Source organism: Methylovulum sp., from assembly GCF_028687615.1.
Classification (GTDB): Bacteria; Pseudomonadota; Gammaproteobacteria; order Methylococcales; family Methylomonadaceae; genus Methylovulum.
This window is the reverse complement of the sequence record NZ_JAQTZU010000006.1, coordinates 47,438-70,986: the sequence shown is the minus strand read 5'-3', so window position 1 is coordinate 70,986 and position 23,549 is coordinate 47,438. Positions and strand designations below refer to the sequence as shown.

20 protein-coding genes and 1 tRNA gene are annotated in these 23,549 nt (G+C 49.0%); 4 read left to right on the top strand and 17 right to left on the bottom strand.

Annotated features, from left to right (window positions below; all coding sequences use genetic code 11):
• The first annotated feature begins 320 nt into the window (after nucleotides 1-320).
• Nucleotides 321-4,463, top strand: a complete 4,143-nt coding sequence (locus tag PHH59_RS05000; RefSeq protein ID WP_300012172.1) for a bacteriohemerythrin — start codon at nucleotides 321-323, stop codon at nucleotides 4,461-4,463.
• A 205-nt stretch (nucleotides 4,464-4,668) separates the two neighbouring features.
• Here PHH59_RS05000 and PHH59_RS04995 read toward each other — a convergent pair whose 3' ends face one another.
• The gene (locus PHH59_RS04995; protein WP_300012169.1) at nucleotides 4,669-5,478 is read right to left on the bottom strand and encodes a symmetrical bis(5'-nucleosyl)-tetraphosphatase; all 810 of its coding nucleotides are present in this window, start codon (nucleotides 5,476-5,478) and stop codon (nucleotides 4,669-4,671) included.
• Nucleotides 5,479-5,851: 373 nt separating this feature from the next.
• Here PHH59_RS04995 and PHH59_RS04990 point away from each other — a divergent pair, with 373 nt between their 5' ends.
• Nucleotides 5,852-6,478: a class I SAM-dependent methyltransferase gene (locus tag PHH59_RS04990; protein WP_300012166.1), complete on the top strand. Its 627-nt coding sequence runs from the start codon at nucleotides 5,852-5,854 to the stop codon at nucleotides 6,476-6,478.
• 4 nt (nucleotides 6,479-6,482) lie between these two features.
• Here PHH59_RS04990 and PHH59_RS04985 read toward each other — a convergent pair whose 3' ends face one another.
• From PHH59_RS04985 to PHH59_RS04970, 4 genes are read right to left on the bottom strand one after another with little or no spacing between them, the layout of a single operon-like run.
• Nucleotides 6,483-7,070 carry an alpha-ketoglutarate-dependent dioxygenase AlkB gene (locus tag PHH59_RS04985; protein WP_300012163.1) on the bottom strand — a complete coding sequence of 196 codons (588 nt, stop codon included), beginning with the start codon at nucleotides 7,068-7,070 and terminating at the stop codon, nucleotides 6,483-6,485.
• 12 nt (nucleotides 7,071-7,082) lie between these two features.
• Entirely contained in the window at nucleotides 7,083-7,478 is a 396-nt protein-coding gene (locus PHH59_RS04980) for a hemerythrin domain-containing protein (RefSeq protein ID WP_300012159.1), read from the bottom strand.
• Between the two features lie 45 nt (nucleotides 7,479-7,523).
• Nucleotides 7,524-8,144, bottom strand: coding sequence for a glutathione S-transferase (locus PHH59_RS04975; RefSeq protein WP_300012156.1), 621 nt, complete (start codon nucleotides 8,142-8,144; stop codon nucleotides 7,524-7,526).
• A gap of 29 nt (nucleotides 8,145-8,173) precedes the next feature.
• Nucleotides 8,174-8,635 (bottom strand): amine oxidase, encoded by a 462-nt coding sequence (locus tag PHH59_RS04970; RefSeq protein WP_300012153.1) that lies wholly within the window; start codon nucleotides 8,633-8,635, stop codon nucleotides 8,174-8,176.
• A 718-nt stretch (nucleotides 8,636-9,353) separates the two neighbouring features.
• Here PHH59_RS04970 and PHH59_RS04965 point away from each other — a divergent pair.
• A tRNA-Arg gene (locus tag PHH59_RS04965) sits at nucleotides 9,354-9,430 on the top strand.
• Between the two features lie 28 nt (nucleotides 9,431-9,458).
• Here the strand turns inward: PHH59_RS04965 and PHH59_RS04960 are convergent.
• The 4 genes from PHH59_RS04960 to PHH59_RS04945 form a co-directional block, all read right to left on the bottom strand.
• Nucleotides 9,459-9,608, bottom strand: a complete 150-nt coding sequence (locus PHH59_RS04960; RefSeq protein ID WP_300012149.1) for a recombinase family protein — start codon at nucleotides 9,606-9,608, stop codon at nucleotides 9,459-9,461.
• Nucleotides 9,609-9,687: 79 nt separating this feature from the next.
• Nucleotides 9,688-11,328: an NAD+ synthase gene (locus PHH59_RS04955; protein WP_300012146.1), complete on the bottom strand. Its 1,641-nt coding sequence runs from the start codon at nucleotides 11,326-11,328 to the stop codon at nucleotides 9,688-9,690.
• Between the two features lie 330 nt (nucleotides 11,329-11,658).
• Complete coding sequence (gene recJ, locus PHH59_RS04950; protein ID WP_300012391.1) at nucleotides 11,659-13,404, bottom strand: single-stranded-DNA-specific exonuclease RecJ; 1,746 nt, start codon at nucleotides 13,402-13,404, stop codon at nucleotides 11,659-11,661.
• A gap of 24 nt (nucleotides 13,405-13,428) precedes the next feature.
• Complete coding sequence (locus tag PHH59_RS04945; protein WP_300012143.1) at nucleotides 13,429-13,752, bottom strand: hypothetical protein; 324 nt, start codon at nucleotides 13,750-13,752, stop codon at nucleotides 13,429-13,431.
• A gap of 248 nt (nucleotides 13,753-14,000) precedes the next feature.
• Here PHH59_RS04945 and PHH59_RS04940 point away from each other — a divergent pair, with 248 nt between their 5' ends.
• The gene (locus tag PHH59_RS04940) at nucleotides 14,001-15,878 is read left to right on the top strand and encodes a L,D-transpeptidase family protein (protein WP_300012140.1); all 1,878 of its coding nucleotides are present in this window, start codon (nucleotides 14,001-14,003) and stop codon (nucleotides 15,876-15,878) included.
• A 3-nt stretch (nucleotides 15,879-15,881) separates the two neighbouring features.
• Here PHH59_RS04940 and PHH59_RS04935 read toward each other — a convergent pair whose 3' ends face one another.
• The 8 genes from PHH59_RS04935 to panB all read right to left on the bottom strand — a co-directional run bounded on the left by PHH59_RS04935 (nucleotide 15,882) and on the right by panB (nucleotide 23,548).
• Nucleotides 15,882-16,463, bottom strand: coding sequence for a DUF882 domain-containing protein (locus PHH59_RS04935; RefSeq protein WP_300012137.1), 582 nt, complete (start codon nucleotides 16,461-16,463; stop codon nucleotides 15,882-15,884).
• Between the two features lie 79 nt (nucleotides 16,464-16,542).
• Nucleotides 16,543-17,793, bottom strand: coding sequence for a heme biosynthesis HemY N-terminal domain-containing protein (locus PHH59_RS04930; protein WP_300012134.1), 1,251 nt, complete (start codon nucleotides 17,791-17,793; stop codon nucleotides 16,543-16,545).
• Nucleotides 17,794-17,806: 13 nt separating this feature from the next.
• Nucleotides 17,807-19,048, bottom strand: a complete 1,242-nt coding sequence (locus tag PHH59_RS04925) for a uroporphyrinogen-III C-methyltransferase (protein ID WP_300012130.1) — start codon at nucleotides 19,046-19,048, stop codon at nucleotides 17,807-17,809.
• 1 nt (nucleotide 19,049) lies between these two features.
• The gene (locus PHH59_RS04920; protein ID WP_300012127.1) at nucleotides 19,050-19,817 is read right to left on the bottom strand and encodes a uroporphyrinogen-III synthase; all 768 of its coding nucleotides are present in this window, start codon (nucleotides 19,815-19,817) and stop codon (nucleotides 19,050-19,052) included.
• Nucleotides 19,814-20,743 (bottom strand): hydroxymethylbilane synthase, encoded by a 930-nt coding sequence (gene hemC, locus PHH59_RS04915; RefSeq protein ID WP_300012125.1) that lies wholly within the window; start codon nucleotides 20,741-20,743, stop codon nucleotides 19,814-19,816. The genes PHH59_RS04920 and hemC overlap by 4 nt, the downstream gene beginning before the upstream one ends.
• A 689-nt stretch (nucleotides 20,744-21,432) precedes the next feature.
• Nucleotides 21,433-21,813 carry an aspartate 1-decarboxylase gene (gene panD, locus PHH59_RS04910; protein ID WP_300012122.1) on the bottom strand — a complete coding sequence of 127 codons (381 nt, stop codon included), beginning with the start codon at nucleotides 21,811-21,813 and terminating at the stop codon, nucleotides 21,433-21,435.
• 79 nt (nucleotides 21,814-21,892) lie between these two features.
• Nucleotides 21,893-22,744, bottom strand: coding sequence for a pantoate--beta-alanine ligase (gene panC, locus PHH59_RS04905; RefSeq protein WP_300012119.1), 852 nt, complete (start codon nucleotides 22,742-22,744; stop codon nucleotides 21,893-21,895).
• A gap of 3 nt (nucleotides 22,745-22,747) precedes the next feature.
• The gene (gene panB / locus PHH59_RS04900) at nucleotides 22,748-23,548 is read right to left on the bottom strand and encodes a 3-methyl-2-oxobutanoate hydroxymethyltransferase (protein WP_300012116.1); all 801 of its coding nucleotides are present in this window, start codon (nucleotides 23,546-23,548) and stop codon (nucleotides 22,748-22,750) included.
• Nucleotide 23,549 lies beyond the last annotated feature (1 nt).

Sequence of the window (23,549 nt, the reverse complement as noted above, 5' to 3'; positions counted from 1 at the left end):
AGTTCTACTGATACTTCAAGAAATGCGAATTTAGGTTTAAGAATAGACACAATCAGTTGCAGGATTTAATCTATAAGCTGTACAGAAAGCGTCATTCAAATTAGTCTAGGCCCAAAGTTATTATTGCCGAAGGCATAAACCTACGGGCAGCTAATTTGCTAATTGCCGCAGGCTGTTTTCTAGAACGGCGCCACCAGAAAAATTTGAAAAATTGTTTTCCCATTACAAAGGCAAATGTTGATGTTGGTATACCTTAATTTTAAGGATAGCCCATACGCAAGTATGCGTTCATTTGGTTATGATCATATAGGGAGATGACAATGACTTCAATTGATATATTTCCGTGGAATGACAATTTCGATACGGGATTGCCGAAGGTTGACGGACAACACCGCAAGCTCGTCCAATTATTGAATTTGTTGGCAAACCATGTTGCTTTCAAGGCCGACATCCCTTCAATCAATGCCGTTTTTGAGCAACTCGCCGACTACGCTGTTTACCACTTCCAAACCGAAGAATCCATTTGGCACCAATATGTTCCCGATGACCCTTTGGAGACCGCCCATAAGTCCGTCCATGACAGCTTTATAGAGACCGTAGCTAAGCTAAAAGCTGAAGAAAGCACAAAACCAAGGAATGAGGTGAGCGAAGAAATCCTTACCTTCCTCACCCATTGGTTGGCTGCACATATCCTCGAAAGTGACCGTTATTTGACCCATGTGGTGCTGGCGATGCAATCAGGGATGCCACTGGAGCTTGCCAAACAGTATGCCAAGGAACAAATGGGCGGCTTAACTAAGGTGTTGATCAGCATCATACTTTCCGCTTATGAAACCGTCACGTCCAATACCTTAAACCTGATGTGCGAAATGGCACGGCGCGGGCGCGAAGAAGACGCCCTGCGCCGTAAGCAGGAACTGATGCTCTCGTTGCTGGACACCAGCCCGATTGCCATCCGTATTGCCGCCTTATTCGGAGATGAGGTGTTGTTTGCCAACGCCCGCTATGCAAAACTGATCAACGCAGAAATCAACCAGGTGATCGGGGCCAATCCGAAGCAGTTTTATGCCCATCCGCAAGACTACGAAGAGGTCCTTTATCAAATCGGCCAAGGCCAGGCCGTCACCGACAAACTGGTGGAGCTGTCGATCCCTGGGGTGGGGACGGTTTGGACACTCGCCACCTATTTGAAAATCGACTATGAAAATGAGCCATCCGTACTGGGTTGGTTCTATGATGTGACCGGTATCCGGGAGACGGAAGATACGTTGAGAAAACTCTCGCTGGCGGTGGAGCAAAGCCCCGGTTCCATCGTAATCACCGACCTTGATGCCAACATCGAATTTGTCAACGAAGCCTTCGTTAGGGAAACAGGCTACAGCCGCGCCGAGGCTATCGGGCAAAATCCAAGGCTATTGCAATCGGGTAAAACTCCCCGCAAAACCTACGAGAACATGTGGGAGCTGTTAGGCCGTGACGAAAGCTGGAAAGGCGAGTTTATCAATAGGCGCAAAGACGGCAGCGAATATACTGAAATGGCGTTGATTTCGCCAATACATCAACCAGACGGGCGCACCACGCATTATCTTGCCATTAAAGATGATATTACCGAGCGCAAGCTCCTTGAACGTCAACTGGCGGACCAGCTCGCGTTCACCCAGGCGGTGATAGATGCCGAAGTGGATGGCATAGCCGTTTGTCATGGCATTGCCGAACCGCCATATACCCGATTCACGGTGTGGAACCGGAGCATGGAGGCACTCACCGGTTTTACGCTAGAGGAGATTAACCGCCTAGGATGGTACCAGACGGTTTATATTGATCCGCAAGTCCAAGACCGGGCTAAACAACGCATGGAGCGTGTGCGCCAAGGTGACCATATCCGTGGTGAAGAGTGGGTTATCACGCGGAAAAATGGCGAAAAGCGGATCACCCAAATCTTCACCAACATTTGTGCCAATGATGCCCAAGGTGTGCATGTGCTGGCGGTCATACACGACATTACCGAGCGCAAGCAAGCGGAAATTGCACTGCATGATTCCAACCAACAATTGTCCTCATTGCTCAACTCAATGGCGGAAGGGGCTTACGGTGTCGACACCCAGGGCAATTGCCGGTTCGTGAACCGCTCATTCTTACGGATTTTGGGTTATGAAAACGCTGACGAGGTCATCGGTACGCATATCCATGAACTTATCCACCATTCGCATCCCGCCGCAGAATGCCGGATGTATGCCGCTTATCGCCGCAATGAGGCAATTTATGTGGCGGATGAAGTGTTCTGGCGTAAGGACGGTTCCGCCATACCTGTGGAATATTGGTCGCAACCGATCATCACCGACGGCGTTATGACAGGAGCGATTGCCACTTTCGTCGATATTACCGGGCGCAAGCAAATTGAGGCCAGGCTCATCGAGAGCGAATCGCGTCTACGCGCCATCATTGATAACGAGCCTGAATGCATCAAAATTGTCGATGCCCAGGGTTTTGTGGTGATGATGAATCCGGCAGGCTTGGCAATGGTTGAGGCGGACAAGTTACAACAGGTCATTGGCAAGCCGGTGCTGAATATCATCGCCCCCAAATACCGCAAGGCTTATATAGAATTGCAGCGGCGTGTTTTGGCTGGTGAGTCCATGCAAATGCAATATGAAATACTGGGACTGAAAGGCTGTTGCCGTTGGCTGGATACCCATGCCGTGCCGATGGAAGAAGCCGATGGCAATGTGGTGCTGCTCGCCGTCACCCGCGACATTACCGACCGCAAGAAGGCCGAACAGCAGCTACGCATCGCCGCGACAGTTTTTGAATCCCAAGAAGGCATGATGGTCACCGATACCAGCAATATTATCCTCCAGGTGAACAAGGCGTTTACTGATATTACGGGGTATAGTGCGGAAGACATTGTGGGCAAAGACCCGCGTATTCTCCAATCGGGACGTGAAGACCAGACGTTTTTTGCCGCCATGTGGGAGGGCATTGATAAAACAGGTTCATGGGCCGGTGAAATCTGGAACCGCCGCAAAAATGGGGATATTTATCCCCAATACCTCACCATCACGGCGGTAAAAGACCAAGAGGGGATGGTCACCCATCATGTGGGCACACTGACCGACATCACATTAAGGAAGTCCGCCGAGGAAAAAATTGAGCGCCTGGCTTTCTACGACCCACTGACTAATTTACCAAACCGGCGGCTGCTTCAGGATCGTTTAAAATCGGCGTTGGCTTCCAGTTTCCGTAATGGTCGCAAGGGAGCCTTGCTGTTTATCGATTTGGACAATTTTAAAACCCTCAATGACACCTTGGGCCATGATATGGGGGATTTGCTGTTGCAGCAGGTTGCTGAACGCTTGATGTTATGTGTCCGTGAAGCGGATACGGTGGCGCGTCTGGGAGGGGATGAATTTGTGGTGATGCTGGAAGACTTAAGCACACATACCATCGAAGCGGCAAAACAGGCGGAAACCATCGGCAACAAAATTCTTGCCACCATCAACCAACCTTTCAGGCTCACTGCCCATCATTACCATAGCACACCCAGTATTGGCATCACCTTGTTCAACGGCCATGGACAATCCGTAAATAACTTGTTGAAACATGCCGATATTGCCATGTACCAAGCCAAAATGTCCGGCCGCAATGCCCTGCGTTTTTTTGACCAGAAGATGCAGGACGCCATCACCCGCAGGGTCTTGATGGAAGAGGATTTAAGGAAAGCCCTTCTGAACGGGCAATTCGAATTACATTACCAGATCCAGGTGGATGGCTCCTGGAGCCCGATGGGTGCGGAGGCATTGATCCGCTGGCCGCATCCGAAACTCGGTCTGGTGCCGCCTGCCGAATTCATCCCGTTAGCGGAGGAAACTGGCCTGATCCTGCCGATTGGGCAATGGGTGCTGGAAAGTGTGTGCGCCCAGCTCAAGGCATGGCAACAAGGGCCTTCCACATCGGGACTCGAACTGTCATTGAACGTCAGTGCCAAACAATTTTTTCAAGCGGATTTTGTCATGCAAGTACGGGCCGCGATACAGTTTTATGCCATCAACCCTAAATTGCTCAAACTGGAACTAACCGAGGGCATCTTGCTGGAGAATATTGAAGAGACCATCGCCACCATGAACACTTTGGGGGAAATGGGAGTGCAATTCTCGTTGGACGACTTCGGTACCGGTTATTCGTCGTTGCAATACCTGAAAAAATTGCCGATAAACCAGCTCAAGATTGACCAGTCATTCGTTCAAGACATTGGCTCCGACATCAACGGTCAAGTCATTGTACGCACCATCATTGCTATGGCGGCCAATATGAATGTCGGTGTCATTGCCGAAGGGGTGGAAACGGCAGGGCAACGGCAGTTCCTTTTTGAAAATGGTTGTATGAATTATCAAGGGTATCTGTTCGGCAAACCGCTGCCGATAGCACAGTTTGAGCGATTGATGTGGGAATGGGGACAAGGTTAGGAATGTGCATGAAATAATTTCCGCACCGGCTTGTCAGACCTGTCAGGTTTTCAAAACCTGACAGGTCTTGATCCGCGAATTTATTCCATGCACATTCCTTAGTGGGAGGGAGCGTACCGGGGCATAAAAGCATCCTGCCCGCCAGTTGCGGTCAAGAGAGCTATGCTCCAAAAGCCGAAAAGCTGACCGTCCCGTCAGTTGTCCCTTAAGAAAGGATGTATCCATCCCGCTCCACACAGATTTTTTCAGGTGCTGCCGACAGCTTTAATGCGGACAAGCCGCCTTGTGTGGGCAAAGGGTAAATGCCAGGGCAGTCAACATCTTCAAAATTAGCGTCATCGGCAAAAATGATATTCAAATTGGCGGTCATGCGTTCGGGCAAGCGGTACCACGGCAGTAGACTTTCGTCTTGTGTGCCTAGCGCACCGCTAGTGTGGAAATCCAGTTTGCCTTGCCCGTTGCAATATTTCATCAGGGTATAGGCATTGGTGATAAAACGCAGGCGTTTCCAGCCCCTGAGTTTGGCATGCCAACGCGATTGGTCTTGCACCAAATTTTCTAGCAAAGCCGCGTAATTGCCCTGGCTTAGCAGCGATTCAACTTCGTAGGCAAAGGTCAGGGCCTGGCTAAAAGTCCATTCGGCAGGGATGCCGGCATGGACTAGCGTAAAATTGAGTTTGGAGTCGTGATGGATTAACGCCCGCTTGCGCAGCCACTTTAACAGCTCGTCCCGATCCGGCGCCTTAAGGATTTCGTCCAAGGTGTCGCCAGCTTTTGCTTGGGTATAGCCTTCGGCAACCGCCAATAAATGCAATTCCTGATCGCCCAGCACCGTAACGGCTTTTTTCCCCAAGTCTTTGACAAACCTGAGCACGGCCAAGGATTCAGCCCCTTCGTTGACTAAATTGCCGGTAAACCATAAACGGTCGTTTTCAGGATCAAATTGAATTTTTTCCAGTAATTTTAAGAGTGCTTGGTAATTGCCTTTTACACTGCCGATGGCGTAGGTGGTCATAGAGGTTTAGTTTCCAAATGTAGGTGTTATCTAAACGGGCATCAATTTTAATGCCACATCCTAAAAGTATTGCCTGGTAGGGGCTAAAAGTGGCAGCCTTTGATGTTATCACTGGCTAAGCCCTTGATAGTTTGTACGGGTCAGGTGTTGGCAAATAACAAAATGGCTAATTCCTATCACGCCGAATCGGGCAGAATGCTGAATGGACTGTTATTTTGTAACAAACCCCTCTTCTTTTAGGCCGTATTGTCGCTAAGATAACCAGGAAAGTAGGCGTCTATCTGACGAACCACTATAATTTGTCCAGTGCCTACCTGTTACGGGCCTTATGGCTGGACATCGCAAAAACCGAAAACCTGACCGATTAAAGTATATGTGCAAAAACCTATCAGTTAATGTAGTCAAAATTACCCAGGAAACCATTGCCCATTATGAAGGCCATGCCCAATCGTTTTGGGAAGGGACTAAAGACCATGATGTATCGCAAAATATCGTTGCATTTTTAGGGGCTTGCCAACAAAATAAAGTGTTGGATATTCTGGATTTTGGTTGCGGGCCTGGCAGGGATGTGCAGTATTTCAAGGCGGTGGGCCATCGTCCGGTAGGTCTTGATGGTAGTGCTGCATTTTGCCAAATGGCCGCCGAACTGACAGGTTGTCCCATACTATGGCAAAATTTTTTGGAGCTGGATTTGCCGGAGCAGGCGTTTGACGGGATTTATGCCAATGCCTCATTGTTCCATGTGCCCCGCCCTCACCTGCCGGAGGTGCTGGACAAACTGCACCGTGCGTTACGAAGCGAGGGGATATTGTTCACATCCAATCCCCGTGGTGATGGCGAGTCCGTGCAGGGCCAGCGTTATGGAAACTATATGGAAATGGAAACCAGTGAACGCTTTCTTGCCACCGCCAACTTTGAAATACTGCATCACTATTACCGGCCACAAGGCCTGCCCCGCAACCAACAACCGTGGCTGGCTATCGTAAGTAAACGTAATTGACGTTTTAACCGAAAAAACCCTTGCTGACCGAAATCACTTTACGGAAAGTCAAATTGATCCTCCCTACGGTTACGTTGGGGTCGATTGGAACGCTATGTAACCAAAGATGCTGAAAATCCGGCTGCATCACCAATAAGCTGCCGCTACGCAACAAAACCTGCCCAAAATCCGAAGATTGTTTATGCCGGAATTGCAAAGGGCGTTCCTCCCCTAAGCTCAATGACGCGATCAAGGGTTGCCCGCCCAGCTCCGGTTCATTATCCGAATGCCAGCCGACATAATCCTCGCCGTTGCGGTACAAATTGACCAACACCGAATTAAATTGGAAATTCAAATACGATTCGACCCGCGCCCTGATTTCAGATAATAACGGTGTCCACGGGCGGGTTTCCAGCAGGTTGTTGCTATAGCTGTAGCGTATGCCGGGATCAGCATGCCAAGTCTGCAACCGGGGCAGGATAAATTGCCGCCCGGCGACAATATAACGGTTATCAGGCCAGTCTTGTCCGTGCAGTAACTGCTGATAAAGCCGTGCGCTTTCGGCGGCATCGAAAAAACCATCAATTAGTTCCAGTTCGGGGCAGCTAGGCATCCAGCGCTCCCATCAAACCGGGGGCTGTTTGTTAAGGTGCATAGCCAGCGCGGTGTCCATAGTCGTCACATGCAGCGCCAACCATTGCGGGAGCCTATCCCTGACAAACGAACGCCCAAATACCAGCAGCCCCTTGTCAACCCGCGATTTAAACTGTTTGAACTCCCCAAGCACCCGTTGATGTTCGCCTTTATGGTCAATTACCGCCGGAAAAGCGGATTGCGCCATCCATTGGTTTTCGCGCTCGAAATGCTGTTCGGTGTGTTCGTACAATTGTTGGAACAACGCGGGAAAATCCGCGTTATTGGCGGTATCGAGCGCGTTTAGCAATTCGATAAATTCTTCATGATCCTTATCAATCGGCCCGTAAGGTACGGTAAGAGATTCGGTTTTTTCTAGCAAAGCCATGTATGCCCCTTTCTGCATTCAAAAATGTGTCCAACAAAAAGCCTGTCAGGCTACACGATAACCTTCTTCCATCAACACCCGCCTGACCACCGGACGCGTCAGCATCAGGCGGTAGTGTGCCAAGCAATTATCCGGTAATGGGATGCCGGTCTTGTCCGCCCAAAATTCGACATAAAACAAGGCCGCATCGGCGATGCTGAATGCGCCCAGCGCGTAGCCTTGCGGCGGCAACATAGCGTTGACGACGGCAAACGCTTGGTTGACGATGCCCTGCCCCTGGGTTTTAACCGTATCAAAATCGGCGGCGTTGACGGCGAATTTGTCGGTGGTGAATATCCTCGCAAAACCCTGCCCGTGTATCGTGCCGACGGCATAAGCCATCAGCTCAATAGCCTGTGCGTCGCCATCGGGGTCGCCGGGCAGCAGCTTGGCTTTAGGATGGCTGCGGGCCAGCCAATAAGCGATAGCTTGGAATTCGGTCAATGCGCCGCCGTCGTTGCGCACCAGCGTCGGGATGGTGGCTTTGGGGTTGATGGCCAGATATTCCGGCGTGGTGTGGTCGCCCGCCATCAGGTTGACCAGATGCGCCTCAAAAACCAGATCAAGCTCTTCCAATAAAATATGGATGCCAGTCGAACAAGAACCTGGGGTCATATACAATTTCATGCGGTTTTCCTGTGGTGGTGGAGATGATATTATCGGCATTCCAGGACATAAGCATTCACATCGAGGGCAAAATCTTGCCACAGCCCGGCGATGCTACGTCTCACTTCATTGACGTAAGCCTGGTCGGGCTTGTGTTCGTCGGGGAAATTGGATAAAGCGCAGGAAGTGCGGTGTTTATCAACGACAAACAATAAGAATTCATCCACAAAGCCATCAAAAGCCGTCAATAATGCCTTGGTCAAATCCGATAAGCCCCGGTTCACGCCACTCAGAGCGCCATCAAGCGTCAGGGACTTCAAATACGCCAATGCGTCATCATAAGCCCGTTCCAAAACGACCAGCACATTGCGCTGGAAACAGCCGTCCCATTGTTGCCGCGAAAGGTCTTGGGCGAGCAATTGTCCATAGAGGTTTTGCAACTGCGGCTTTTGTCCGGCGATAAAGTCATGGAATTGGGCGATACTGTCGGCATTGATTTGTTCGTTCATCATTATGGTATCCCTAGATTTAATCAAAAACGGCCATGATAGTAGTCCACGAAAAACACGAAAAAAATGAGATAAATTTTCGTGTCGCCTCGGCACACCGCTACGCTGCTCTGTCCATAGACCCCCTTGAGGGGCATTGCTCTACCTCTGTCCACAGACCACCCTTGTGGTGGCATCCATGCAGTCGTAATGCGCCTACTGTTGGCTTTCGTGGAAAAATGCCTTAGCTTGATGCGTATGGGTAAGCCACCCCAAATTGGATCGTGGAAAAATTGCCGCCGTTTGGTTGCCGCATCGCGTTATCTGAAATAGACATTCAATAATAAGGCCAACTGCACAACAATCAGGCTATTGTGAAACTCAAAGCCACTAGGTCGGGGATTTGAGCAATTCTGTTAAACACTAATCAATGTCATAAACCCGACAAAATGGCTAAAAAATGCAATGATTCAACGCTAGAAATGGGTATTGGTTATGGATGCAACGGGTCGTGTCCGTCATTTCGGCACGGATTGCCATGTTAGGCTGAAAAAGATGTGGCGGAACCAGCGAATACGAATCCAGCCGATTTTTGAACGAATTGTCAGAAATGGATTGGGAATGGATGAACAGAAAACAACTGCCGCCGGAAGTGATGAAAGGACATGCTAAAGCGGGTCTGGCAAGTTGAAAGACAATGTTGTCGTAATTTTGGCGGGTAGCAGGTATAATATCCGGCTTCGCGCCCGTAGCTCAGCTGGATAGAGCGCAGCCCTCCGGAGGCTGAGGTCAGAGGTTCGAATCCTCTCGGGCGCGCCATTTCCCATATCCCCCGTTACGATAGTTTTTAAGATTCCCTTCTATTTTTGCCAGCAACCTTAGCCCAGTTAATCCCTGACTGTGTCCGTTCAAGCAACAGGTCGCATTCGAGTTCGGCTACGGCGGCGATAACTTGCAGGGTCATTTTTCCTGCTGGATTGCATAAGTATCTACACAAGTTTTGCAAGCACGGCCGGCCCCCGTCTGCCAATGGCTATTGGTCGCCCGTAGACTACGAATTGCAAGTGTAAGGCTGCTTAACTTGGTGTCCGGAAAAGTGTTGACGCATCACCTCCACGATACCCCGAAGTAATCGGATACCGCCTATCCCGCCCAAAGGCCCGTGAGCTAATTTTAATTCCTGGTGGTGACTGGCGGCGTTTGTATTCATTCCTGTCCACCAAACTGACCGCCCGCGCCACATCTTCCGGGCGGAATCCGGCGGCGATAATGTCTTCGGCGGATTGGTCCAACTCGACATAACGTTCCAAAATCGGGTCCAGCACCTCGTAAGGCGGCAACGAATCTTCGTCTTTTTGATCGGGGGCGAGTTCGGCGGACGGAGCGCGGGTAATGACGCGTTCCGGTATCACGGGCGAGATAGCATTTCGGTAATTTGCCAATTGATACACCAACAATTTCGGCACGTCCTTGATCGGCGCGAAACCGCCGGCCATATCGCCGTATAGCGTTGCATAACCGACGCTCATTTCACTTTTGTTGCCCGTGGTCAGCAACAGTTTGCCTTGTTTGTTGGACATCGCCATCAAAATTACGCCACGGCAACGGGCCTGGATATTCTCTTCGGTAGTGTCCTTGCGCGTTCCTGCAAACACGTCGGCGAGCATTCCGGTGAAGGCGTCCACGGCGGGTTCTATGGAAATGGTGTGGCGCCTGACACCTAAAGCATCGGCTTCCAGCTCCGCGTCGGTGATGCTGATGTCTTGCGTATAGCGTGATGGCATCAACACGGCTTCGACTTTGTCCGCGCCTAGCGCGTCCACCGCCACCGCCAACACCAAAGCCGAATCAATGCCGCCCGACAAACCCAATAGCGCACCGTCGAAGCCGTTTTTGCGGACATAATCCTTGATGCCCAGCACCAGAGCTTGGTACACACAGGCAATCGGGCTGTAGAGCGGCGCACAGATGCTGGTTTGTAATTGACCGTTGTCAAATTCAACCACGCTGGTTTGTTCGGCAAACTCGACGGCACGGAAGACGATTTCACCTTGGGCATCGGCAACAAAGGATGCGCCGTCAAAAATCAATTCATCTTGTCCACCGACTTGATTGACATACACCAAAGGAATGCCCGCCGCTTTCACTTGCCGACAAATCACCGCCTCACGCTGGTGGATTTTTCCCGCATTAAAAGGTGAGGCATTCAAGGTCAGGATAATCTCCGCGCCCGCTTCCCGGGTCGCCTCGATAATGCCCTCACGCCAGACATCTTCGCAAATTGTCAGGCCGATAAAGGTACCGTTAAATTCGAACACGCACGAATCGTTTCCGGGGACAAAATACCGTTGTTCATCAAATACACCGTAATTTGGCAAGGCTTGTTTGCGGTAACGCGCCAGAATCGCGCCTTGGTGCAACACCACCGCGCTGTTGTAAAGTTTGTCGCCGTCCAACTCAGGGAAACCCACCACCAGGGCAATGCCGGTGACGTGGTCGGCAAGGTGGTAGACCGCGTTGTTGGCGGCGGCGATAAAATCCGCGCGTAACAACAAATCTTCGGCGGGATAACCGATGATGCTCAGTTCGGGGAAAACGATGAGTCCGGCCTGTAATTCGTCACGCGCATAAATGGCGGCGGCGATGAGGTTTTCGACATTGGCGGCGATATTGCCGACCAGGAAATTAGTTTGGGCTAAGGCGATTTTTAAGGGCATGTGGGCTCTGTATGGTATTTTGGCGTCAAAATTTTCTAAAAACTTATCTTAAAACGTGTTTCGAGGGTTCGATAGCAAGGTTGGAAAACTAAAGTGTATATACTTTGAGCGGTAGAGTTTTCGGTTTTTGTCATCCACAGTAGGGTACGCTGTGCGTACCTTTTACATTGATTTTATGACGATTATTTAAGGTACGCGCAGCGTACCCTACCTTAAAAAACCGAAAACTTGACCGTTTGAAGTATAGGTCGGACGTAGGCACTACGAGCACCGCGCAACTCAACAATCGGTTCGCATGACAGCGTTGTAAAATATGTTCCAAGGCACATTTCAGGCAATTTTTTCCAAATAATTCAAAATAAACTGTACGCTACGTTGGCCCCTGAATTCATTGATGTCGAGCTTATAGGCGGCAACAATTTGCCTTACACCCAGCCATTGTTCCGGTTGGTCGATAAAAAATGCGATGGCGTCTATCAACAATTGGCCTTGCGGGACGCGTAACACCAGTTTGAGATGTTTCTGGCCCACAATACGCGCTTGCACCACGTCAAACTGGCCATGAAACACCGGTTCGGGGAAACCTTGCCCCCAGGTGGCGGCATTTTGCAACAATTCGGCAAGCTCTATCGTCATGTCCTGTTCGCTCAATTCACCATCTGATAGCACTTTTTGTTCAAGGTCAATTTGGCTTAAATGGCTACCGACTTGCAAATCAAACTCCAGCGCGAAGGCCGGATAATCGTGCATCGCCAGGGTCAAGCCCGCCGCCATCGCATGGCCGCCAAATTTGCTCAGGATTTTAGGGTGGGTGGCGGCAATGTCGCTCAACACATCCCGGATATGCACACCGGGGATGGAACGCGCCGAACCTTTGATCAAATCCTTGCCCGCCGGGGCGAAAGCAATCACCGGCCTATGTAATTGGTCTTTAATTCGCGAAGCCAGGATACCGATAACGCCTTGATGCCAATTCGCATCGAACAAACAAACCCCCGCCGGGGCATGGTGTCCATCGAGTTTTTTCATATCTGCCAATAACGCCATCGCTTCAAATTTCATCTGGCTTTCGATGTCGCGGCGGTCATTATTCAAATCATCCAACTGCATGGCGATGTCGGTCGCCAGTTTATCGTCATCCGTCAGCAAGCATTGGATGCCTAAGGACATATCGTCCATGCGTCCGGCGGCGTTTAAGCGCGGTCCCAAAGCAAAGCCCAAATCGGCTGGTGCCAGTGTAAGCGGATTTTTTCCGGCAATTTTGATCAAGGCTTGCAGACCGGGATGGCTATTGCCGGTGCGGATTCTCTGCAAGCCCTGATACACCAGTATCCGGTTGATGGCATCTAATGCGACCACATCAGCAACCGTCCCCAACGCCACATAATCGAGCAATTGTGCCAAGTTGGGTTCGGGTATTTGCCGCTGGGCAAACCAGCCGGTTTCCCGCAAGCGGCTACGCAAGGCCATCAGCACATAAAACATCACCCCGACACCCGCCAAGGCTTTGCCGGGGAATTTATCCTCCGGCAAATTAGGATTGACGATGGCGTCGGCATCTGGCAATTCCAGACCCGGCAAATGATGGTCGGTGATCAATACGGTAATACCGGCGGCTTTGGCGGCTTTAACCCCATCCAGACTGGAAATGCCGTTGTCTACCGTTATCAGCACATCGGGCTGTTGTTGTTTGACCAGTTCGACAATTTCCGGCGTCAAGCCATAGCCATACTCAAAACGGTTAGGCACGACAAATGACACGTGCCCTGCCCCCATCAATTGCAAGCCTTTGATGGCAACCGCGCAACTGGTCGCACCATCGGCATCAAAATCGGCGACAATCACTATGCGTTTTTGCCCTTGCAACGCAGTTATGAGCTGCGCCACCATCGTATCCATGCCGGACAGCAACCACGGCGAGGGCAGTTTGGCTAAGCTTCTGTCCAGGTCGCCGGTGGAAACCACGCCCCGCGAGGAGAAAATACGCGCCAGTAACGGGTGTAGATTAGAAAAATCCACGCGTTTTTTTCCTGGCGGGCGCAGGACTATCGTTTTTTTTACGCCTTGATAGTACATATTGTTCAAAAAAATTGCCCGCATTTAATGGTCAAACCGCAAGACTTTATGCCACTTATAGCTGCCAATCGCATGGCAAGCGGCAAAACCGGCCTGTTGGGCAAATGTTTGCAAGGTCGATAGCGTTTCAGGAAAGTCATTATCAACAATCATGAGTACAGGGGCTAAATTTGCCGCATCCCCGCAACCTAAATCCAACAAGGTAAAATCCTGGCGGGCGGTTTGCAAAACGTTGGCAACATCTGCGTAAATTTCGCGATGGAACATATTATTAAAACTGACGATTTTTCGATAAAGCTCCCAGGTATCAAAAATATTTTCGGCTTCTTTATCCAGGTTTTCTTTCATGGCCCTTTATTCCGTATTGCAAAGACTGTGTAAAAATGCGCCTTACCATAACATAATTATGGGCTTACTTTCTTCAATCTCGTGCTGGATGTGCATTTGTCATAAATGATAGGGCTTGACTTAGTGTAAAATAGCTTCATATCTGACCACATAACAAAACACACCAGCTTTATAATTGAGATTATTACTAATCATGTTGGCTGTGGATGGTGGCGTAACCGGCGGTTGAGCTGACAACTGGATAACTTATGAAATTGAATACATTAATAAATATTGATTATTATGGCCCGTTGCGGCTGACTGGCAAGACTCCCATGCCACTGAAAAAATCCGGCCCCTTCACTAGCTGGCTAAATCGCGTGACTGCCCGTTTATTCATGTTTATTTGCCTGGGCTTATCGGCAGAAACCCTGTTGGCAGAACAGACTATTGCCGGGGAACCCTCCCCCATCGCCAAAGAAATTAGTGCGATTATTGCCAGCAAACAGCATCCTTTTTTACAACCCGGCAATTTCTCGAACCGTTCAGAAGATTTGGACGCACTTTATAAACTGGGAAACTATCAATTGTTGTGGCTAGGTACGGAAGCTTCTGAAAACAATATCGCCGCAATGCTGGAATTACTGGAAAATGCCGGTGTACATGGTTTGCAAAAAAACCATTACGATGCCGATGCCTTGCAAAATAAACTGCCCGCAATCTTGCATTCGGACACGAGTGCGTACCGTGAACTTGCCAGTTATGACACGGCATTGAGCCTGTCCCTGCTTCGGTTTTTACATGATTTACATTATGGGCGTGTCAGCCCGCAAGTGATCAATTTCAATCTCAAGCTTCGTGAAAAAAAGCTGCTTGACTTGCCCGCTTTAATCAAAACCAGTATCGAACGCCAAACTGTCAAGCAACTACCCGACCTGGTCGAACCGCAATTAAGGCAATATCAATTATTGAAAACAGCATTAGCCAATTACCGCGAACTGGCTCAAACAATCCAGCCTTTTTCTTTGGTGTTCAAAAAAACCATACGCCCAGGCGAAACGCTCCCCGAAATTAATGCCTTGCGTGATTACTTAATGGCCTTGGGCGACATGGCGAAGGCACAAAAGCCAGCAAACGATGCTAAATCAACCCGCTACGGGGATGAAACCGTTGCCGCCATGAAAAAATTCCAACGTCGGCACGGTTTATCGGCCGATGGCGTTATCGGCAAATCGACGGTAGTGGAACTCAACACAGGTATACCCAAACGGGCCGCGCAAATTGAACTGGCGATGGAAAGGCTGCGCTGGCTGCCTGAACTGAGTTCGGACCCTTCTATCATCGTCAATATCCCGGCTTTCCATTTGTGGGCGCTTAACGATGTCAATAACCTGGGTTCAAATATTACCCAAATGCGGGTTGTCGTCGGCAAGGCCATGAAAAACCAGACTCCTGTATTAATGGCGAACATGAGCTTTATTGATTTTTCACCGTACTGGAATGTGCCCTACAACATAGTCAAAGATGAAATCATCCCCAAACTCAGTTATGGTCCGGGTTATCTCGCTAAAGAAAATATGGAGCTGGTCGGTAAAAATGGGGTGGTGGGTTTTTCTGAGTCCACGATGGGGCAACTGAAACAGGGCACACTAAGGGTACGCCAAAAACCAGGCAAGAAAAATGCTTTAGGACGGGTGAAATTTCTCTTTCCCAATAAAGATGATGTGTATCTGCATGACACCCCGGCCAACGCCTTATTCAGCCGCTCACGGCGGGATTTCAGCCACGGTTGTGTGCGTGTCGATGATCCTGAAGCATTGGCTGAATTCGCCTTGAGAAATCAGCCAGGTTGGGATAAGGCGAAAATACAGTTGGCTATGAAATCACCGAAAATGCAACGCGTCATCTTAAAAAAACCGATACCGGTATTGTTTTTTTATTCCACCGCATTTTTTGATCATGATGATCAGTTGGTGTTTTATGCTGATATTTACGATCATGATACGGTTTTGCAGGAAGCGTTGAAAAATACCGAGGATTTGTCTGACCAAATGCTGTTTGTCAATGCCAACAATCAGTACAAAATTCAGGAATTGCCTGCTTTACCTGCCGTCGAGCCGATAAAAACAGTTGGCATCAGTAAATAAAGCTTACCAAGTCCTCACCTCCCCAGTGTCCAAATGCACAAAATCGGCACGGGGATAGTAACCCACCCCTCCGCGTTGCATCGCCAACGCGGCTCTTTTCAGCGTGGCGGTTGACACGCCGTCAATGCGGATATCTATCGCCCGACCCTCCATGTGCAAACTGTGTTTTGCCACGCGATGGCTTTGATGCCGTAAATTCGCATTGGTGAAGGGGGAGCGGTAACCGGAAACGACTTGGATGGGCTGACGGACACCCAATAATTGTTTCAAATCATGAAGCTGGTCGAGCAACGCCGGATCAATAGGATGCACATCGCCGGTATGGAAATCCCGTAGCAGGTGGTCAATTTCGTGCAAGGCATCTTTAAGGTATCTGCCATGTTCAAAATAGGTCAAGCTGAGCTGGTCGCCCGTTTGTGGATGGAGCAAAGCAATGGTTTTATGGGCAATAGCGTGGCTTTTTTGAACGGCTGCATTGGCGATTCCAGCATTCATTGCCAACATGGAAGCACAGAACATTTGTTTTAAAAACCGACGTCTTGCTAACACAGTGGATTGTCGGGCATTTATTGTGTGTCTGTTCATCATCAATCTCCGGGATTTATGGCTATTTTGCCCGGCATTGCCTTAACACAATCTTAAATACCCGCTTGCAAAGCAAGGTTTAGTTTCCAATAGCTAGCGTATTTATGACACGGTATTGATGGCTGACAATTTCGCTGGAAGCCAATTCTAATCCTTGCTTATAACATTGGCTGGCTTCAATTTGCTCGCCTTCGGCGGACAGCAAATCCCCCAAGAGCTGATAGGCCAGAACAGTTGGCTCAACCGCGATGCTTTGGCTTAAATAATGCCGCGCTTTTTCAATGTCAGCACATTTGATGCTTAATTTACCTAAAACGGTCAACAACACCGGATCATTTTCATGCAGGCTCAACCAGCGTTCAGCCATAGCAAGCTGCTTCAAGACATCATTCGATTGGACACTGCCAAATAACACCAGCAAGGTGGTGTCCCAGTCGATTGACAAGGCCAATGCCAGCTCATCTTCAATATCCGCCCCTGCACCGGCGTTAATCATGGCGGCAAAATAAATCGCCGAAATACCAGATATTTTTCTGATGTAATTGGGGACTTCCGCCCAGCGTTGCTGGATTTTTTCAACATCACCAGTCTCTGCCGATTGTCGTAACAGCTTGCTAAACGCTTCGGTTTCCAACAACTTGATTTCGGCTTCCATCAACACTTTATTGCTATGCAGGGAAGGCAATAATTTACGGACACTGTCCCAATCACCTATTGTTTGATAGGTCTGGTGTAACAACTTCAAGACGCTGGCATGGCTAGGCTCGATGGAATGCAATTGGGTCAGTGTTTGCAGGGCTTGGTCAAACTCGTTGCCTGATAAATGCAATTCTGCCTGGGTCAAACCGATGGCGATGGTTGAATTAGGGGATTGGGCACTGGCTTTTTTGAGATACTCATCGCGTTTGTCTATCGCACCGCGTGATTGCGCGGCTTTTGCAGCCGTCAAATAATGCAGTAAGGGGGCGCCGCTATGGGAGGCGTGTTTGATCAAGACGTTTTCGGCTTTTTCCCAATTACCTTCCGCAGAATCGACAAGACCGGCGATTAACGCTTCTTGGGAGCGGTTGAATTTTACGGATCTGGAGCGTTGCTTAAGTTGTCCAGGCAATCTGATCAGGCAACCTAGTCCTCTGAAGACAAAATATAAGATGAAAAAACCCATGATTTGGGTAACGGCAAAAACTGACAAGGTTGTTTCCAATGACCAGTGACCGATGCCCATCAGCACATAGCCAGGGGTATCAAATCCTTGTAGCCAGTTATTGGTTACAAACGCGGCAACAATAGCAGCAATAAGAGCGATTAGAAAATAAAGTATTTTTTTCATTGGAATGCTTTGGTTATTGTGCTTCCGGCGAATGTTCACCGCTAGGCTTCACTGGTCTTTTGAGCGGTGGGGCTTGGACTGGTTTGGCTAAAGGTGGCGGCGTAGGCGATACTGGCTGGGCGACGGGAGCAGGTGCTCCTTCCGTGTCCATGCCTTTATCATTTTCCAATCTCAGTTTAGTAACATCCCTCAGCATTTTAAATGATTGGCTAATATCGGGAAATTGGCCACGAATTTTAGTTGCCATCAGCCGGTCCAGCTCAGCCAGCAAAGTCCGGCTCTCATCATTTTGGGTAAAATGTTGCCCTATCCAGCCTTTTGTGTCATTCAGGCTGGCCTGATAAATAGCTTCATTACGTTCAACTAAAGCGATCTTGACTATTTCCAATTTTACCCTGAGTTGTTCACGGATAAATTCGGCTTGCTCAGGCGTTAAAATGGCTTTAATAGGTTGGTCGCTATGTCTGATCGTGACAATGCCTTCCAATTGGTCAATGGCTGATTGCAACAGATCATGCTCTTGTTCGGATTTATCTGCATGGCTGTGTATTTCTGTTGAAGGCGTCAACGCTTTTCCTGAATACGGCAATAGTAAAGAAAGCTTCTCCGCAAGACTTTCCAAGCCTTGTATTGACGCATAAAGACCGACTATATCGGGCATGTCAACGCTACGGATAACGGCAAGATCTTTAGCGATTTGCTCACGGACTTTAATGACCCCGACATCACCACTTTCACGCAAACGCTGGTCAGCCGCCTCCAAGGCTTCGCGCGTGGTATTTACATCCCCGATCAAATGCAGCCTTTCATTCGCTACGCTTAACAAATATTCGGCATCGGCGACCAGCCAATCACCACGCGTTTTACCCAATTGCCGTTGAAGATGCTGGATGGATTCGTTTAATTCTTTGCGGGTGCTATCGAGCTTTTCATTATGTAATTGGGAGAAATCGGCCAAGGTTTGGGTGAAATGGTTATCCTTGCCGCTAATCTCCGTTTCCAATGCCGCCAACTGGTTTTGAATGGCGGTCAACTGGCTTTGGTAATCGGCGAGCTGTTTGGACATCTCCCCTTTCACTTCCCCGCCCAAACCTTCCTGCCTATCCCGCAACTGCGTAAATAAGAAAAAACCGGCACCAGCAACACTGGCAATTATCAGTAATATAAAAATGCCAAACCAGAATCCATTTCGTGACCGGTGGGGTTTTATGGTTGCGCCCACTTCTTGTTCTTGTTGTCCGCTCAATTCTGCCACGCTATTTCCCCGTTAAAGATATAGTTACCGCCACCATAATTGCTATGTCGGCAGGATACTCCGCCGCCACAATTTGTTTAAATCCCAGATCACCCGCCATTTGTGCAATCCTGCCGCTCACCACGATAATGGGTATCGCCAACAACATCGGGTGATACGGTTGCGGGATCATTATCAAAAGATTCTGCAAGGCTTCACCGCTAGTGATAGTGATTGCGTCAAGCTTCCGTTGCCCTAACAACCTCAGCACTTCAGAATTATCAACCGTAGGGACGACTCTTTTGTATACATTTAGATAACCTACCTCAGCCCCCCTACCCCGCAACACCGATGCCAGCTCTTCGCGTCCGCCTTCCCCCCGCACAATCAAAAAACGCAGGCCGTTGACTTGTTGTAACTGTGGCGTCGCCAGCAGGGCTTCACTGCTATATCCATCAGACACCAAATCGACTGATACCCCCGCATCTGCCAATGCCCTGGCGGTGGATTGGCCGACGGCGGCAAAACGCACTGAATTTGATCTGGGTATTTTGCCACCATTCGCCTTGAGCGCAAAATTTACCGCATTGGCACTAATAAAAATAAGCCATTGAATTTTTCGTGAATTCGCCAAGATATTTTGCACATGCCCAGGGTCAAGGACCGCTTGAATATCCAGCGTAGGAAATCGGATAGCCTTACCACCCTGGATTTCAATCAACCTGCATAAATTTTCTGCCTGATGTGCAGGCCGCGTCACTAAAATATGGGCGTTGTTTAGATTATTCATCCCGCGAACAACGCCTGCAGAATTTTATCTGCACCTTGGCTTAACAAATCTTCGGCTATCCATTGTCCGAGTGCTTCCGCCTGGTCCAATCCCGCTGTGCGTTCGCTACGGTACAACACACTGCCGTCAGGGTCGCCGACCAAGCCGCGCATAAATAATCGCCCGTCTTGTATGACGGCAAACCCGGCAATAGGCACTTGACAGCCGCCTTGCAAACGGGCGTTCATCGCGCGTTCCGCCATGACACATAGGCCGGTTTCCCTATCGTGCAAGGCCGCCAGCATCGCGTTGATTTGGGTGTCATCAACTCGGCATTCTATGCCTATTGCACCCTGCCCAATGGCTGGCAGGCTAATGCAAACATCCAAAGATTGGCTGATACGCCCCGCCAAACCTAATCGTTTTAAACCCGCAGCAGCCAAAATGATGGCGTCATAATCACCAGCATCGAGTTTCGCTAGGCGCGTATTGACATTGCCTCTAAGCGGAATAATTTCGGCATCAGGAAAGCGTTGTTTTATTTGGCATTGCCTACGAAGGCTGGAGGTGCCGATGCGGGCATTGCCAGGTAATTGGTCAATGCTTGGATAGCGATGGGAAACCCAAGCATCCGCCGGGTCTTCACGCAGCAAAATGGCCGCTAAATGCAGGCCTTCAGGAAAATCGATCGGGACATCTTTCATCGAATGCACGGCAATATCCGCAATCCCCTCCAACATGCCTTGCTCCAGTTCCTTTACAAACAAGCCCTTGCCGCCAATTTTAGCCAATGGCGCATCGAGGATTTTATCTCCCCGAGTGACCATTTTCACCAGTTCCGTGCATATTTCAGGAAACAGTTGTTCCAAGCGGAAGGCGACATGTTCTGCTTGCCATACTGCCAAAGGACTTTGCCGCGTGGCGATACGGATGATTTTTTTAGCCAAGAGTCAAAACTCACAATTTTAAAAATAAATGCCGCTATTGTAACCTGCTTGTATTAATTGTCCCATTTGTTCTTGCACAGTACATACGATACTACTGTGCAAGAACAAACGGGACAATTAATACGCCTATTCAATAAGTTATTAATCGTTGCATAAGTGCTTGCCGAAATGGTTTTGGCGTGAATTTGCACATCTTTTACGCAAGCACTTATGCAACGATTAATAGTGAACTCTTAAATGCAATTGGCACTATCTGCCCTCGATATTTTTCGAGGGGACATTAAACGACCTGCAAGATCCAATACTTCCCCACCTATCCGTCTATAGGCCAGGGTAATCAGATTCATCGTAAATAAGTTGGGGGGAAGAAGTTGAGAGACTGTGAAAGTATTTGGTTTTGGAGTAAAAAAACATGTTTTTTTACTCCGCTGACTAATAAAAATCAATGCCTTACAATATGGCATTCGGGAAATTTCTGAATACTTTCACAGTCTCTTAAGGTTATCAATCAGCAGGCTTGCTCAGCAATTTGCTGACAGTATTGAAGTACAATTGAATATTTTTCGTAAGCCATTTACTTTATTGCATGATTTTTCAACCGACTTGACCGGAATGGCAGATCACTTGCTATAAACTATCGGCATTTATCCAAGCAGGAATACTAAACCCAACAGGTATTTGGCGAAGCCTTAAGCAAGTTGCACAGGAATGGACGAAGCAGAGCGCAACACTTCGTTTTTTTCGTTGAAATAGACCAACACCGGTTTATGCTGATCGGCTTCTTGTTGGTCCAAGCCGGCATACGCACAAACAATGATCAAATCACCAGGACAAGCCAAGCGCGCAGCCGCGCCATTGACGGAAAAAATCCCGGAACCGGCTTCGGCTCGTATGGCATAAGTAGTGAAACGTGCGCCATTATTGATGTTGTAAATCTGGATCTGCTCATATTCCCTGATGCCCGACAAGTCAAGAATGGCACCGTCAATCGCGCATGATCCTTCATAACCCAGTTCCGAACGGGTCACTGTCGCTCTATGTAACTTCGCCTTAAGCATCGTAATTTGCATAATAAAATACTATAAAATACGTTAAAAAAACGGGAAATTATCCCTTAATTTAAAAACTGCATCAACTTTTTGACTGGCATTACTGTAGTTGCCGCATAAAACTGATGTTGTCAATTAAGCGCGTCTTACCCAACTTTGCTGCGGCGAGGATCACCAATTCGGCATCTTCCGGTGCCGCCGCCCGTAAATCCTGGCGGCGGCAAATGCTAAAATAATCCGGTTGAAAACCGGCTCCTTGTAAAAAGCACATGGCTTGCCGTTCTATCTCCGAATTCGCTTGATTGCCTGTCAAAACGGCATCACGGGCGGTACACAACGATTGATACAACAAAGCGGCAAGGTTTTTTTCTTCTGCGCCCAGGTAATTGTTTCTGGAACTCATTGCCAGACCGCTGGCTTCCCGCACCGTGGCGACGCTACGAATATCAACGGGCATGTTCAAATCCCTGACCATTTCACGTATCACCGCCAATTGCTGGAAATCCTTTTCACCGAACACGGCTATATCCGGTTGCACGATATTGAACAGCTTGCACACTATGGTGGCAACACCTGAAAAATGCCCTGGCCTGGAAGCACCACAATATTGGTCGGAAATGCCGGTAACTGAAACGACAGTTTGTGCATTGGGGCGGTACATTTCCGCAATAGTCGGCATAAACAGCAAATCAGTGTCGATTTCCTGAAGTTTTTGCTGATCTTCCTGTTCGGTACGCGGATAGCTATCGAAATCTTCACCTGCACCAAACTGGGACGGGTTGACAAAGATACTGACGACAACCCGATTGGCGCGGTTTTTCGCGTCTTCAACCAACTTCAAATGACCGTCATGCAAATTCCCCATAGTCGGTACAAAAGCGATGATTTCACCCGCCTGCCGCCATATTTTCAGTGCGGCTTGCAAAGCGGGGATGGTTTTAACAATCTGCATAAATTAAAAACTGTGTTCAGCAGCCGGAAACTGGCCTTGTTTGACTGCTTGGTGGTAATTTTGAAGCGCGGCTAAAATACTGCCCGCATCCTGCATAAAATTTTTCGCAAATCGTGGAATTTTACCGATGCTGATGTCCAGCATATCCTGCAAAACCAACACTTGCCCATCACAATCAACACCCGCGCCTATGCCGATAACGGGAATTTGTAACTGGACAGAAATGGCTTTCGCCAGTTGCGCAGGCACACACTCTAACACCAAAAGTGCCGCTCCTGCCGATTCCAAGCTCAGCGCGTCAGCCATGATTTTATCGGCGGCAACAGGTTCTTTGCCTTGTACAGCATAACTACCCAGTTGGTTGATAGATTGGGGCAATAATCCCAAATGCCCGCACACGGGAATGCCTTGTGCGGCCAAAAAACTGACAATTTCAGTCCTGGCGCCTTCCAGCTTGACCATTTGCACACCGTTTTGCATCAATTTTGCCGCATTATCAGCGGCCTTAGCGATAGTGCTGTAAGTCATGAACGGCAAATCGGCGACCACAAACGCCCGTTGCCGCGCTTGGCTGACACAACGGGCATGATAGGCCATATCGTTTATAGTCACTGGCAAGGTGCTGACGTGGCCTTGAATGGTCATGCCCAAGGAGTCGCCGACCAGCATGATGTCGATGCCCGCCTTGTCAATCAACGCGCTAAAACTGGCATCATAAGCCGTCAGGCAAGTGATTTTTTCACCGCGCTGTTTCATTGCCGCCAAGTCATTGATAGACAGTGGTTTTATTAAAGATTGGGTCATT